This window comes from Microbacterium sp. (assembly GCF_039812165.1).
In the GTDB taxonomy this organism is placed as follows: Bacteria; Actinomycetota; Actinomycetes; order Actinomycetales; family Microbacteriaceae; genus Microbacterium.
Map to the genome: position 1 here is coordinate 1 of NZ_JBDIAB010000005.1, position 14,061 is coordinate 14,061.

A 14,061-nucleotide genomic window follows, 5' to 3' on the forward strand; every position below is an offset into this window, starting at 1 on the left:
CGTGCGCTTCGTCGTGGACGCGCCGCCCGACACGCAGCTCACCGACATCGCGGTGCGGCCGCGGCAGGAGATCGCGCGCCTGTAGCCGTGTCGCAGCCCGGACGGCACCGGCGTGGCGGGCTCGAAACGCCGAGAGGCCGGGACCCGCAGGTCCCGGCCTCTCGTGTGCTCAGTCGCTCAGCGACCGGAGAGCTTCTCGCGCAGAGCCGCGAGCGCCTCGTCGTCGGCCAGCGTGCCGACGCCGTTCGAGACGTCGGACGAGAACGACGAGCCGCCGCCGAGGTCGGCGGGCGCGGCGGACTCCGCCTCGATCGCCTTGATGACCTGGGCCTTGTGGGCCTCCCAGCGAGCCTGGGCAGCCGCGTACTCCTGCTCCCACTTCTCGCGCTCGGCGTCGAAGCCTTCCTTCCACTGGTTGGTCTCCGGGTCGAAGCCCTCGGGGTACTTGTACTCCCCGTGCTCGTCGTACTCGGTGACCATGCCGTAGAGGGCCGGGTCGAACTCGGTGCCGTACGGGTCGACCGACTCGATCGCCTGCTTGAGCGACAGCGAGATGCGGCGACGCTCGAGGTCGATGTCGATGATCTTGATGAAGACCTCTTCGCCGACCGAGACGACCTGCTCGGCGAGCTCGACGTGCTTGCCGCTGAGCTCGGAGATGTGCACGAGGCCCTCGATGCCGTCCGCGACGCGCACGAACGCGCCGAACGGGACGAGCTTGGTGACCTTGCCCGGGGCGACCTGGCCGATCGCGTGGGTGCGGGCGAAGACCTGCCACGGGTCCTCCTGCGTCGCCTTCAGCGACAGCGAGACGCGCTCGCGGTCGAGGTCGACCTCGAGGATCTCGACGGTGACCTCCTGGCCCACCTCGACGACCTCGCTGGCGTGCTCGATGTGCTTCCACGACAGCTCGGAGACGTGCACGAGGCCGTCCACGCCGCCGAGGTCGACGAACGCGCCGAAGTTGACGATCGAGGACACGACGCCCTTGCGGACCTGGCCCTTGTGCAGGTTGTTGAGGAACGTGGTGCGCGACTCGGACTGCGTCTGCTCGAGCAGCGCGCGGCGCGACAGCACGACGTTGTTGCGGTTCTTGTCGAGCTCGAGGATCTTCGCCTCGAGCTCCTGGCCGAGGTACGGCGTGAGGTCGCGCACGCGGCGCAGCTCGATGAGCGAGGCGGGGAGGAACCCGCGCAGGCCGATGTCGACGATGAGGCCGCCCTTGACGACCTCGATGACCTGACCGGTCACGACGCCGTCGTTCTCCTTGATGCGCTCCACGTCGCCCCACGCGCGCTCGTACTGCGCACGCTTCTTCGACAGGATGAGGCGGCCTTCCTTGTCCTCCTTCTGGAGCACGAGGGCCTCGACGTGGTCGCCGACCTCGACGACCTCGTTGGGGTCGACGTCGTGCTTGATGGAGAGCTCACGCGAGGGGATGACGCCCTCGGTCTTGTAGCCCACGTCGAGGAGCACCTCGTCGCGGTCGATCTTCACCACGGTGCCTTCGATGAGGTCTCCGTCGTTGAAGAACTTCAGGGTCTTCTCGACCGCGGCGAGGAAATCCTCAGCAGATCCGATGTCGTTGATGGCGACCTGCTTGGTAGCCGGGGCGGTCGTTGCGTTAGTCATGTAGGGGGTTGTCCTTGGGTGGTCGGGAGGTCGGGCATGGCCGTGCCGGGACGATCCATGCGGGTGGATTTGTTTCTTGCGGATGCCGCGGATGCACGCCGATTCGCGGCCGCGCGCGCGACACTCCAGCGTATCAGAGCGGCGCTCGCGGCGCCCCTGGGTCGGTCAGTCCGACACGCTCACCGTGAACGTGACGTCCTGGATGCCGCCCTGCGAGCTCGACAGCACGACGGTCGTCGAGCCGGGCGCGAGCGCGGTGACGCCGGGGTTGAACGTGGCGCTGCCGTCCTCACGGCCGGCGACGAACTCGGCCACGGCCGGGTCGTCGACCTGCCCCGAGTAGCTGGTGACGTCGAGGTCGCCCGTGTCGATGTTGAGCACCTGGCCGACGACGAGGTCGACGGTCTGGCCCTGCAGGTCGCCGACGTCCATCGTGACCGGCGCGATGACCGGCGTCGGCGGCGTGGGATCGGGCGTCGGCGACGAGGTCGCCGTCGGGGTCGGCGACGGGGCCGGCTCGGACTGCGCGCAGGCGGTGAGGCCGACGAGCGCGACGGCGACGGCCAGGGCGGGGATGAGTCTGGGGATCCTCATCCGGCCAGCATGACAGCCGCCGGCCCCGCCGTCCATGGGCCGCGCGCCCCGGCATCCCGCCGTGTCAGGATGAAGCGGTGACCGACCGCCTCATGCTCCTGGACACCGCGAGCCTCTACTTCCGCGCGTTCCACGGCGTCCCCGACACCGTCTCGGCCCCCGACGGACGGCCGGTGAACGCCGCCCGCGGCCTCCTGGACATGATCGCCAAGCTCGTGACGACCTACCGACCGACCCACGTGGTCGCGTGCTGGGACGACGACTGGCGCCCGCACTGGCGCGTCGCGCTCATCCCGAGCTACAAGACGCATCGCGTGGCCGAGGTCGTCGACGCGGGCCCCGACATCGAGGTCGTGCCCGATCCCCTCGAGATCCAGCTGCCGGTCATCCGCGAGGAGCTGGAGGTCCTCGGCATCCCGATCGTGGGCGCCGCCGCGCACGAGGCCGACGACGTCATCGGCAGCCTCGCCACGCAGGCGACGGCCCCCGTCGACGTCGTCACGGGCGACCGCGACCTGTTCCAGCTCGTCGACGACGCCCGTGACGCGCGCGTCATCTATACGGGGCGGGGCATGAGCAACCTCGAGGTGCTCACCGATGCGGCGGTCGTCGCGAAGTACGGCATCCTCCCCTCCCAGTACGCCGACTTCGCGGTGCTGCGCGGCGACCCCTCCGACGGCCTCCCCGGCGTGGCCGGCGTCGGCGAGAAGACCGCCGCGACGCTCCTGGCCGCGCACGGCGACCTCGACGGCATCGTGGCGGCGGCCGCGGCGGGCGTCGGCATGACCGCGGGCGTGCGCGCGAAGGTCCTCGCGGCGCTCGACTATCTCGACGTCGCCCCGACCGTCGTGCGCGTGGTGCGCGACCTCGACCTCGGCGCGTTCGACGCGCGCCTGCACGCCCCCGACCCGGTCGCCGTAGACGCCGTGTCGGCGCGCTGGAACCTCGGCTCGTCGATGACCCGCGCCGTCGCCGCCCTCACCGCCGCGCCCTGACGCGCCACCACCGCCGGCTCCTCGACGCCGGTGCTCGCCGACGGCCCCTTACCGCGCCACCCCACCCCGACTCACTGCCCCTGCCGTCGACTCACTGCCTGACCGTCGACTCACTCCGCAGCAGCCCAGTGAGCGGACCGCGACACAGTGACTCGAGTCCGCCGACGGTCAGGGGCCAACCTTCAACCTGAAGGTCAAGGTCGCTCGCGACGGGTCCACTCCCGCAGACGATCGAGTGGCCATGTCGTCACGATCCGCTCCGCGGGCACGCCGGCGCGCTCCGCCCGCGCCGCACCGTGGTCGAGGAGCGACAGCTGCCCGGGCGCATGAGCGTCGGAGTCGATGGAGAAGAGGCATCCGAGCTCGAGCGCGAGTGCGATGAGGTCGTCGGGCGGATCCTGCCGCTCGGGACGCGAGTTGATCTCCACCGCGACGCCGTGCGCCGCGCACGCCTCGAACACGGCGCGCGCGTCGAAGGCCGACGGCGGCCGCGTGCCCCGCGAGCCCTCCACGAGCCGACCCGTCACGTGCCCGAGCACGTCGACCCGCGGGTCGGACGCCGCGGCCACGAGCCGCCGCGTCATCGGCGCGCGCTCCATGCGCAGCTTCGAGTGGGCGGATGCCACGACCACGTCGAGCGCGTCGAGCAGATCGTCCTCCTGGTCCAGCCCGCCCTCGTCGAGGATGTCGACCTCGATGCCGCTGAGGAGGGTGAGCCGCTCGTCCCGCAGCCGCCCGGCGTTGAGCTCCGCCACGACCGCCAGCTGCGCGCGCAGACGCTCCGGAGACAGCCCGTTCGCGACGCGGAGGCGCGGCGAGTGGTCGGTGAGCGCGACGTACTCGTGGCCGAGGGCGAGCGCCGCGTCGACCATCAGATCGATGGAGGTGAGGCCGTCCGACCATTCCGAGTGGCAGTGCAGGTCGCCGCGCAGCAGCGTGCGGAGCTGCGAGGACTCCTCCACGCCGGCGCGCGTGCGCAGGTCGGCGAGGTAGTCGGGCACGCGCCCCTCCAGCGCCTGCTGGATGACCGCGAAGGTCGAGTCGCCGATGCCCTTGCGCCGGCGCAGCGCGGCGGTGTCGCGCAGGTCGTCGTCGCCGAGCCCGGCGATCGCGTCCGCGGCGGCGCGGAACGCCTTCGACTTGTATCGCGACGACCGCTCCCGCTCGAGCAGCGTCGCGATCTCGGTCAGCGCGTCGTGCGGGTGCATGAGCCGCGGTCCGCCTATCCGGCCAGCCGGCGGGTGGCCGTGATCCAGGCCTCGAGCTTCGCCGCCCCCGCGCCGCTGTCGATGGCGGCGGCGGCGTCCACCATGCCCTCGGAGAGTCGCTCGACGATCGGACGCTGCACCGCAGACGCGTCGAGGAACAACCGGTAGGCCACGATCCCCGCCGCCGCGTTGAGCAGCACGATGTCGCGCACCGGTCCGCGCTCGCCCCCGAGCACGCGCCGGATGACGCCGGCGTTGTGGCTCGGGTCGCCGCCGAGGAGGTCGTCGATGTCGGCGAGCGGGATGCCGAGGTCACGCGGGTCGAGGTCGTGCTCGTGGACATCGCCGCGGCTGACCTCCCACAGCCGGCTGTGGCCGGTCGTGGTCAGCTCGTCGAGGCCGTCGTCCCCCCGGAACACGAGGGCCGTCGCGCCGCGCGTCTGGAACACGCCGGTGATCAGCGGCACGCGATCGAGGTTCGCGACGCCGACCGCGTTGGCCTCGGCGCGCGCCGGGTTGCACAGCGGGCCCAGGAAGTTGAACACCGTCGGCACACCGAGCTCGGCGCGCGTCGGACCGGCGTGCTTGAAGCCGGAGTGGAACGCTGCGGCCCAGACGAACGTGAAGCCGACCTCGTCGAGCACGTCGGCGACCGCTTGCGGGGTCAGCGCGAGGTCGACGCCCAGCGCGCCGAGCACGTCGGACGAGCCGGACAACGAGCTCGCCGCGCGGTTGCCGTGCTTGACGACGGGCACGCCGGATGCCGCGGCCACGATCGCGGCCATCGTCGACACGTTGACCGTGCCGAACCGGTCGCCCCCGGTGCCCACGATGTCGAGCACCTCGGACGGCACCGGCAGCGGGCTCGCCGCCTCGAGGATCGCGTCGCGGAAGCCGACGACCTCGTCGACGGTCTCGCCCTTCGCGCGCAGGGCGACGAGGAAGCCGGCCAGCTGCGAGGGGGTCGCCGACCCCGCCATCACCTGCCGCATCGCCCAGGTGGACTCCGAGACGCTGAGATCGCGCCGATCGAGCAGTTGAGAGAGGATCTCCGGCCACGAGTACAGCTCCGCCATGTCTGTCGATCTTAGGACCTCATGGCCGCACCCGCCGGGAGAGGCCGCCGGAGCCGGCTGCGACGCCCCTTGGAAGCGGTCGCGACATGCGGCACATTCGCGGGTTGTTCTTAGGTTATCCTAAGTTGAGCAGCGTCGAAAACCGTCCGAATGATGCGAGAATCGGGCGCGCGTTTCCGACATAATGGGGTTCGTGACGACCACCTCAGCGACGTACTCCCAGGCCTTGCGCTCCGTCAAGCGGCCAGATCCGGTCGCTGTCGGCACGATCGTGTGGCTCGGCAGCGAAGTGATGTTCTTCGCGGGCCTCTTCGCGATCTACTTCACGCTGCGAAACGCCTCGCCCGAGCTCTGGGCCGAGCGCACCGAACTGCTGAACATCCCGTTCGCCTTCGTCAACACCGTCATCCTCGTGCTGTCGTCGGTCACCGCGCAGGCGGGCGTCTTCGCCGCCGAGCGCTTCCAGCCCTATCGCAAGGGCTCGATCTGGCAGTTCCGCCAGTGGGGCATGGTCGAGTGGTTCTTCCTCAGCTTCGTCATGGGCGCGGTCTTCGTGTCGGGCCAGGTGTGGGAGTACGCGACCCTCGTCGCAGAGGGCATGCCGATCAGCGCCGACTCGTACGCCTCGGCGTTCTACCTCACCACCGGCTTCCACGCGCTGCACGTGACCGGCGGCCTCGTCGCCTTCCTCCTCCTGATCGGCCGCGCGTTCGCGGTCAAGAACTTCGGGCGCAAGGAGATGACCTCCACCATCGTCGTGTCGTACTACTGGCACTTCGTGGACGTCGTCTGGATCGTCCTGTTCGTCGTCATCTACTTCCTCAAGTGAGAAGCGGAGCTGAATCGTCCATGGCTACGAAGACCCCGCGCCGCTCCCCCGGCCGACGCAGCAAGTGGGCCGCCGCCGCGCTGATCGGCATCGGACTGCTCGTCACCGGAGGCCTGTACGCCGGCGCCTCCGCGGCGATGGCGGCCACCGAGACCGCGTCACCGGCATCCGCTCTCACCGTCGAGGACGGCAAGAAGCTCTTCCAGGCGAACTGCGCCACCTGCCACGGCCTCGACATGGCCGGCACGAACGACGGCCCGTCGCTCTACGGCGTCGGCGAGCTCTCCGTGCACTTCCAGATGTCGACCGGACGCATGCCCCTGCAGTTCCAGGGTCCGCAGGCGCCGCAGAAGCCGCCGCAGTTCACCGCCGAGCAGATCGACGCGATCGGCGCGTGGGTGCAGTCGATGGCCCCCGGCCCGAGCTACCCCGATGACGAGATCCTCGACGGTCAGGGCGACGTCGCCAACGGCGCCGAGCTCTTCCGCATCAACTGCGCCATGTGCCACAACGTGGCCGCCGCCGGCGGTGCCCTCACCGAGGGCAAGTACGCCCCCGCGCTGACGCACACGACGCCGCTGAACATCTACGCGGCGATGGTCACGGGCCCGCAGAACATGCCGGTCTTCAACAACCTGACGCTGACCACGGAGGAGAAGCGCGACATCATCTCGGCGCTCATGTTCCTGCAGGAGAACGAGTCGCCCGGCGGGTTCTCGCTCGGCTCCCTCGGCCCCGTCTCAGAGGGTCTGTTCATCTGGATCTTCGGCATCGGAACCCTCATCGCCGCCACGGTGTGGATCACCGCGAAGTCGAACTGATCGATCACTGACGTACTGGAACGAACGAGGAGCAGCATGGCACACCAGGAAGACGCGCTCGAGCACGAGAGGGCTTCGTGGAAGCCCTCCCCGGGGCTCGCGGTCGTGGTCGCCGACCCGGTGCAGGTTCCCGGCCTCCCCCCGCACCGGCACCGGGTGACCGACGAGGATCCGGCCGCGATGACGCGCGCCGTCCGCACGGTCTACACCCTGTTCTACCTCTCGCTGGCCGGCAGCATCTGGGCGATCGCCGCCTACATGCTGTTCCCCATCGAGAGCGGCCGGATCGTCGACATCCGCAACAACAACATGTTCATCGGCCTCGGCATCGCCCTGGCCCTGCTCGCCCTCGGCATCGGTGCGATCCACTGGTCGAAGGCGATCATGTCCGACCGCGAGTTCGTCGAGCCGCGCCACGCGACCCGCGGCCGCGACACCACGCGCGAGGCCGCCGTCCAGGCGTTCCGCGACGCGAACGAGGAGTCCGGCTTCGGACGCCGCACCGCGATCCGCGGCTCGCTCATCGCCGCCCTGGTGGCCTCGATCCTCCCCGGCATCGCGCTGTTCCGCGGTCTCGCGCCGCACAGCACCGAGGAGCACCCGCTCGCCGGCGACCCGGTCGCGCTGCTCAAGCACACGATGTGGAAGGAAGGCGAGCGCCTCACGCACGACCCGAGCGGCGAGCCCATCCGCGCCGCCGACGTCATGCTCGGCTCGGCCGTGCACGTCATCCCCGAGTCGCTCGCCGAGCTCAGCCACCACGAGGGCTACCTCGAGGAGAAGGCCAAGGCGATCGTGCTCCTCATGCGCCTGCTCCCCGAGCAGCTGCCCGCCGAGCACAACAAGCTGGAGTGGTCCTACAACGGCATCGTCGCCTACTCCAAGGTCTGCACGCACGTCGGCTGCCCCGTCGCCCTGTATGAGCAACAGACGCACCACCTGCTCTGCCCCTGCCACCAGTCGCAGTTCGACGTGTCGCGCAGCGCCGCCGTGATCTTCGGCCCTGCCGCGCGCCCGCTGCCGCAGCTGCCGATCACCGTGGACGACGAGGGCTACCTCATCGCGCAGAGCGACTTCACCGAACCCGTCGGCCCGAGCTTCTGGGAGCGCCATTGAGCACCGCGACTGTCACCGAGACGGGCACTGACAAGGCCCCCCGCGACCAGGAGAAGCCCCTGGGCGGACGCTTCGTCGCCGGTGCGGCGAACTACATCGACGAGCGCACCAGCCTCTCCGGCTTCGTCAAGGAGCTGGGCCGGAAGATCTTCCCCGACCACTGGTCGTTCATGCTCGGCGAGATCGCCCTGTGGGCGTTCGTCGCCGTGCTCCTGTCGGGCACGTTCCTGACGTTCTTCTTCCAGGCGTCCATGGTCGAGACCCACTACAACGGCTCCTTCCTGCCGCTGCGCGGCGTCGAGATGTCCGCGGCGCTCGACTCGAGCCTCCGGATCTCGTTCGACATCCGCGGCGGTCTGCTGGTCCGCCAGATCCACCACTGGGCCGCCCTGGTCTTCGTCGCCGGCATCGGCGTGCACATGCTCCGCGTCTTCTTCACGGGCGCGTTCCGCAAGCCGCGCGAGTTGAACTGGGTGATCGGCTTCGTCCTGTTCATCCTCGCGATGGCCGAGGGCTTCACCGGCTACTCGCTCCCCGACGACCTGCTGTCGGGCAACGGCCTCCGCATCATCGACGGCATGATCAAGGGCATCCCGCTCATCGGCGTGTGGACCTCGTATCTGCTGTTCGGCGGCGAGTTCCCGGGCACGCAGATCGTCGGCCGCCTGTACACGCTGCACATCCTGCTGCTGCCGGCCATCCTGCTGGCGCTGCTGGTCATCCACCTGATGCTCATGGTCATCAACAAGCACACGCAGTTCGCCGGCCCCGCCCGCACGAACAGCAACGTCGTGGGCTACCCGATGATGCCGGTCTACATGTCGAAGATGGGCGGCTTCCTGTTCATCACGTTCGGCTTCATCGTGCTGATCGCGTCGCTGTTCACGATCAACCCGATCTGGAACTACGGCCCCTACGACCCCTCCCCGGTGTCGGCGGGCACGCAGCCGGACTGGTACATCGGGTTCGCGGACGGCGGTCTGCGTCTGGCGCCGTCGAACTGGGACATCGTCTTCCTCGACCGTACGTGGTCGTTCGGCATCCTGGTGCCCCTCGCCGTCATCGGCATCTTCATCGTGCTCGTCATGCTCTACCCGTTCCTCGAGGCGTGGGTCACCGGCGACAAGCGCGAGCACCACATCGCCCAGCGCCCGCGCAACGCCGCGACGCGCACCGCGATCGGCGCCGCCGGCGTCACGTTCTACGCCGTGCTGTGGGCCGCCGCCTCGTCGGACCTCATCGCCACGCACTTCTCACTGACGATGGAGGGCGTCATCCACGCCCTGCAGGTCCTGCTGTTCCTCGGCCCGTGGGTCTCGTACTTCGTCACGAAGCGCATCTGCGTCGCGCTGCAGAAGAAGGACCGCGAGATCGTGCTGCACGGCTACGAGTCCGGACGCATCGTGCGCCTGCCCGGCGGCGAGTACATCGAGGTCCACAAGCCGGTGGACGAGTACGAGCGCGTGAAGCTCGTCGACTACGAGACGTACGCGCCGCTCATCGTCCGCCCGAACGACCAGGGCCGCATCCCGTGGCACGAGAACCTGCGCGCCTCGTTCTCGCGCTGGTTCTTCGAGGACCGGCTCGCCCCGCTCACCCAGGCGGAGGTCGACGCGGCGCTCGAGCACCAGCACCACACGACCGCGCACATCGCCCACGAGGAGGACGCGGAGATCCAGGGCATGCACGATCGTGCCGGTGTTCCGGAAGCGCCGCACCGCCCCATCGACGACGGGCACAACTCCGAGACGGCGAACCGCCCCTCGAACATCATCGTCGTCGACGAGACCGACACCCGCGGCAAGGATCAGTAGGCTCCCGCCGATTGGCCGGAAAGCGGCGAGGCATGACCGTCATGGTCTGCCTCGCCGCTTTCGTCTTCCCCTAGCGTCGATGACATGACGGATGCCATCGCCTACTTCTCCGCGAAGCTCGAGCACGAGACGGACGCCTCCGACGCCTACGCCGCGCAGAAGGCCGGCGAGAGCCTCGTGATCGTCGACGTGCGCAGCGACGAGGCCTGGGCGCAGGGGCGCATTCCAGGGGCCGTCCACATGCCCTACAGCCAGATCGCCGAGCGCGCCCCGAGGGAGCTCGACCCGTCAGTCCCTGTGGTCGTGTACTGCTGGAGCCCGGGCTGCAACGCCGGCGCCAAGGGCGCGCTGGCGCTCGCGAGGCTCGGCTACCAGGTGCGCGAGATGATCGGCGGGTACGAGTACTGGGTGCGCGAGGGGCAGCCCACCGAGAACGACGAGGGGCCGCTCCCCCGCACGTTCGACCCGCTCGTCATGTACGTCCGCTCCTGACGCGTCCGATCCGCGGACCGACGTCGGTGTCGCCGCCGCCGGTCCTGACGCGTCCGTCCGCGCCTGGCCGGCCTTTCCCGCACTCCCGCGTCAGTGTGCCCGCCAGGGTCACTGCCCCCTTCCGCCGAGTCACTGCTCCCCCGCCGGGTCACTGTGCTCCAGCGCAGTGACTGGTACCTGGGACAGTGACTCGATGGGCCCCGGGCCGCCGGCGGGAGGGACCCAGGGCTCGCCGCCGGGCCGGACGGACGCACCCCAGCCGGGCCTCAGGAGCCGCAGGAGCCCCGCTGAGCGCACGAAGAGGGGCGGATGCCGTCCGGCATCCGCCCCTCTTCGAAACAGCCTCAGTGCGCGAAGTAGCCGCGGTAGTACTCGTAGACCCAGCCGACGATCGCCACGACGAACACGGCGAGTCCGATCGGGAACATCCACACGCCGACCGCGAGGCCGAGGATCGCGAGCGCAGCCGAGAAGGCCAGCACGAGCGGCCACCACGACCAGGGGCTGAACTCGCCCTGCTCGGGGTCGCCGTCGTCGATCACCGCCGTCAGGGTGTCCTCCGGCAGCTCACCGCCCTGCGCCTTGTGCACGCGGCTCACGTAGAAGCCGATCAGGGCGCCCATGAAGGCCGTGAACAGCAGGCCGACGGCGCCGACCCACTCGATCGCGTTGTACCAGTTCAGCTGCGGGTGCGCGATGATGTTCCAGCCGACGTAGACCACCGTCATCACGATGCAGAACACGCACAGGATCCACCAGAGGTTGGTGTTGGTCTTCATCTACTTCACCTCTCCCTCGGCGACATCGTAGACCGGCGCGTCGGGGGCGTCCTTGGCGGGGCCCACACCGACCGGCATCGCCGCCTCCGGGTGGTTCAGGTCGAAGGCCGGACGCTCGCTGCGGATGCGCGGGATCGACGTGAAGTTGTGCCGCGGCGGCGGGCACGACGTCGCCCACTCGAGCGACCCGCCGTAGCCCCACGGGTCGTTGACGGTGACCTTGGGCGCGGTGCGCGAGGTGATCCAGACGTTCAGGAAGAACGGGATCATCGAGGCGCCCAGGATGATCGCACCGATCGTCGACACCTGGTTCTGCCACGTCCAGCCGTCGGCCGCGGAGTAGTCCGCGTAGCGTCGCACCATGCCGTCGACGCCGATCCAGTGCTGGATGAGGAACGTCATGTGGAAGCCGATGAACAGCATCCAGAAGTGCACCATGCCGAGACGCTCGTTGAGCATGCGGCCCGTCCACTTCGGCCACCAGAAGTAGAAGCCGGAGAACATCGCGAACACGACCGTGCCGAACACCACGTAGTGGAAGTGCGCGACGACGAAGTACGAGTCCGACACGTGGAAGTCGAGCGGCGGCGAGGCGAGGATGACGCCGGTGAGGCCGCCGAAGACGAACGACACCAGGAAGCCGAGTGCGAACACCATGGGCGTCTCGAACGTGATCGAGCCGCGCCACATCGTGCCGATCCAGTTGAAGATCTTCACGCCCGTGGGCACCGCGATGAGCATCGTCATGAGCGAGAAGAACGGCAGCAGCACCGCGCCCGTGACGAACATGTGGTGCGCCCACACCGCGACCGACAGGGCCGCGATCGACACCGTCGCGTACACGAGCGTCTTGTAGCCGAAGATCGGCTTGCGACTGAACACCGGGAAGACCTCGGAGACGATGCCGAAGAACGGCAGCGCGATGATGTACACCTCGGGGTGGCCGAAGAACCAGAACAGGTGCTGCCACAGCAGCACTCCGCCGTTCTCGACGTCGTAGACGTGCGCGTGGAGCACGCGGTCGGCGGCCGCCGCGAGGATGGCCGCGGCCAGCACCGGGAAGACCATCAGCACCAGGATGCTGGTGATCAGCACGTTCCAGGAGAAGATCGGCATCCGCCACATCGTCATGCCGGGCGCGCGCATCGTGATGATCGTGGTGATGAAGTTGACGCCACCCATGATCGTGCCGAAGCCGCTCATGCCCAGGCCCAGCATCCAGAGATTGCCGCCCACGCCCGGTGAGAACGTCGCGTTCGCCAACGGCTGGTAGGCGAACCAGCCGAACGAGGCGGCGCCCTGCGGGGTGAGGAAGCCGGCCACCGCGATGAGCGAGCCGAAGATGAACAGCCACAGCGCGAGCGCGTTCAGCCGCGGGAAGGCGACGTCCGGGGCGCCGATCTGCAGCGGCAGGATCGCGTTGGCGAATCCGGCGAACAGCGGCGTCGCGAACATCAGCAGCATGATCGTGCCGTGCATCGTGAACAGCTGGTTGTACTGCTCCTTGGTCGGGATGATCTGCATGCCCGGCTCGAAGAGCTCGGCACGGATGATGAGCGCCATCACGCCGCCGAGGAGGAAGAAGAGCACCGAGGCGATCAGGTACATGTACCCGATCGTCTTGTGGTCGGTGGACGTCAGCCACTTGACGATGATGTTGCCCTTCTGCTCGACGCGCGAGGCGCTGAGCAGGGCCGCCTGGCGCGGCGGGAGCGTCGTGGGTCGGGCGTGCGTCTCACCCTGGAGCGGAAGTGTCGTCGCCATCAGTGGCCTCCCTCGGACTCAGTGCTGCCGCCGGTGCCGGGCAGGTTCTGCAGCCGGACGTAGGCCTCGTTGATGTCGCCGGTCTGGCCCGCCTCGCGGAGCGACGCCAGGTAGTCCTCGTACTCGGACTCGCTGACGACCTTGACGTTGAAGAGCATCATCGAGTGGTACTCGCCGCAGAGCTCGGCGCACTTGCCGGGGTACTCGCCCTCACGCGTCGGCGTGAACGACCAGTAGTTGTCGCGACCGATGTACAGGTCCTTCTTGTACAGGAAGTCGATGATCCAGAACGAGTGCGCGACGTCGCGCGACTGCAGCTTGATCTTCACCGTCTTGTCGACCGGGAGCACGAGCTCGGGCAGCTCGTTGACGATGTCGCCCTTCTCGTCGGTCTGGGCCTGCACGCCCATCGTCCACACGGCGTCGTCGGTCTCGCAGTCGTCGCCGTTGTACTGGAAGTCCCACGCCCACTGCTTGCCGATCGCCGTGATGCAGACGTCCGGGTCCTCGTACTGCGTCTCGAGGATCGTCTGGTCGCGCGCCGTGAACGAGAAGAAGCCCAGGATGAGGATGAACGGCACGATCGTGTAGAAGATCTCGATCGGCATGTTGTAGCGCAGCTGCACCGGCAGGCCGGTCTGGCCCTTGCGACGGCGGTAGGCGACCGCGGCCCAGCCGAGGAGACCCCACGTGACCACGCCGACGCCGAGGAGGACGATCCAGGAGTTGACCCACAGACCGGACACCATCGAGGTGTGGTTGGTGGCCTGGCTTCCGTCGTCGAGGAACCCCGGGAGGTAGCCGTTCAGCTCGGTCGGGGTGCAGGCTGCGAGCGTGACAGCCGTGACGATCCCGAGCGGGATGACGGCCCAGCGGAGGCGGCGTTGAGGGCGCACGGTTCACCTTTCCGGGTCGCGAGAAGATCTTTCGCCAGTCTAGGG

Annotated in this window: 13 protein-coding genes; 6 read left to right on the top strand and 7 right to left on the bottom strand. The window is 68.9% G+C overall.

What is annotated here, in order from left to right:
• Positions 1 to 177: 177 nt before the first annotated feature.
• Entirely contained in the window at positions 178 to 1,632 is a 1,455-nt protein-coding gene (gene rpsA, locus WML84_RS01060) for a 30S ribosomal protein S1 (protein ID WP_347344305.1), read from the bottom strand.
• A 165-nt stretch (positions 1,633 to 1,797) separates the two neighbouring features.
• A complete protein-coding gene (locus WML84_RS01065) occupies positions 1,798 to 2,226 on the bottom strand; it encodes a hypothetical protein (protein WP_347344306.1) in 429 nt (142 codons plus the stop codon).
• 77 nt (positions 2,227 to 2,303) lie between these two features.
• Between WML84_RS01065 and WML84_RS01070 the strand changes: the two genes are divergently transcribed.
• On the top strand, positions 2,304 to 3,221 hold the full coding sequence (locus tag WML84_RS01070) for a 5'-3' exonuclease (protein WP_347344307.1): 918 nt from the start codon (positions 2,304 to 2,306) through the stop codon (positions 3,219 to 3,221).
• A 194-nt stretch (positions 3,222 to 3,415) separates the two neighbouring features.
• Here the strand turns inward: WML84_RS01070 and WML84_RS01075 are convergent, their stop codons facing one another.
• Together WML84_RS01075 and trpD are read right to left on the bottom strand one after the other, a co-directional pair.
• Positions 3,416 to 4,429 carry a PHP domain-containing protein gene (locus WML84_RS01075; protein WP_347344308.1) on the bottom strand — a complete coding sequence of 338 codons (1,014 nt, stop codon included), beginning with the start codon at positions 4,427 to 4,429 and terminating at the stop codon, positions 3,416 to 3,418.
• A 14-nt stretch (positions 4,430 to 4,443) separates the two neighbouring features.
• Positions 4,444 to 5,505: an anthranilate phosphoribosyltransferase gene (gene trpD / locus WML84_RS01080; protein WP_347344309.1), complete on the bottom strand. Its 1,062-nt coding sequence runs from the start codon at positions 5,503 to 5,505 to the stop codon at positions 4,444 to 4,446.
• A gap of 184 nt (positions 5,506 to 5,689) precedes the next feature.
• Here trpD and WML84_RS01085 point away from each other — a divergent pair, with 184 nt between their 5' ends.
• The 5 genes from WML84_RS01085 (at position 5,690) to WML84_RS01105 (ending at position 10,577) form a co-directional block, all read left to right on the top strand.
• Positions 5,690 to 6,334, top strand: a complete 645-nt coding sequence (locus WML84_RS01085) for a heme-copper oxidase subunit III (RefSeq protein ID WP_347344310.1) — start codon at positions 5,690 to 5,692, stop codon at positions 6,332 to 6,334.
• A 20-nt stretch (positions 6,335 to 6,354) separates the two neighbouring features.
• A complete protein-coding gene (locus WML84_RS01090) occupies positions 6,355 to 7,155 on the top strand; it encodes a cytochrome c (protein WP_347344311.1) in 801 nt (266 codons plus the stop codon).
• A 36-nt stretch (positions 7,156 to 7,191) separates the two neighbouring features.
• Complete coding sequence (locus WML84_RS01095; protein WP_347344312.1) at positions 7,192 to 8,271, top strand: Rieske (2Fe-2S) protein; 1,080 nt, start codon at positions 7,192 to 7,194, stop codon at positions 8,269 to 8,271.
• Positions 8,268 to 10,085: a cytochrome bc complex cytochrome b subunit gene (locus WML84_RS01100; protein ID WP_347344313.1), complete on the top strand. Its 1,818-nt coding sequence runs from the start codon at positions 8,268 to 8,270 to the stop codon at positions 10,083 to 10,085. Before WML84_RS01095 ends, WML84_RS01100 begins: the two co-directional genes overlap by 4 nt.
• Before the next feature lie 84 nt (positions 10,086 to 10,169).
• A complete protein-coding gene (locus WML84_RS01105) occupies positions 10,170 to 10,577 on the top strand; it encodes a rhodanese-like domain-containing protein (RefSeq protein ID WP_347344314.1) in 408 nt (135 codons plus the stop codon).
• Positions 10,578 to 10,921: 344 nt separating this feature from the next.
• On the opposite strand, the gene WML84_RS01110 is transcribed toward WML84_RS01105, so the two are convergent.
• The 3 genes from WML84_RS01110 to WML84_RS01120 are packed head-to-tail and all read right to left on the bottom strand — an operon-like array spanning position 10,922 to position 14,016.
• On the bottom strand, positions 10,922 to 11,356 hold the full coding sequence (locus WML84_RS01110) for a cytochrome c oxidase subunit 4 (protein WP_347344315.1): 435 nt from the start codon (positions 11,354 to 11,356) through the stop codon (positions 10,922 to 10,924).
• Positions 11,357 to 13,120, bottom strand: a complete 1,764-nt coding sequence (gene ctaD / locus WML84_RS01115; RefSeq protein WP_347344316.1) for a cytochrome c oxidase subunit I — start codon at positions 13,118 to 13,120, stop codon at positions 11,357 to 11,359.
• Positions 13,120 to 14,016 (bottom strand): cytochrome c oxidase subunit II, encoded by an 897-nt coding sequence (locus tag WML84_RS01120; protein ID WP_347344317.1) that lies wholly within the window; start codon positions 14,014 to 14,016, stop codon positions 13,120 to 13,122. Before WML84_RS01120 ends, ctaD begins: the two co-directional genes overlap by 1 nt.
• Between the last annotated feature and the right edge of the window lie 45 nt (positions 14,017 to 14,061).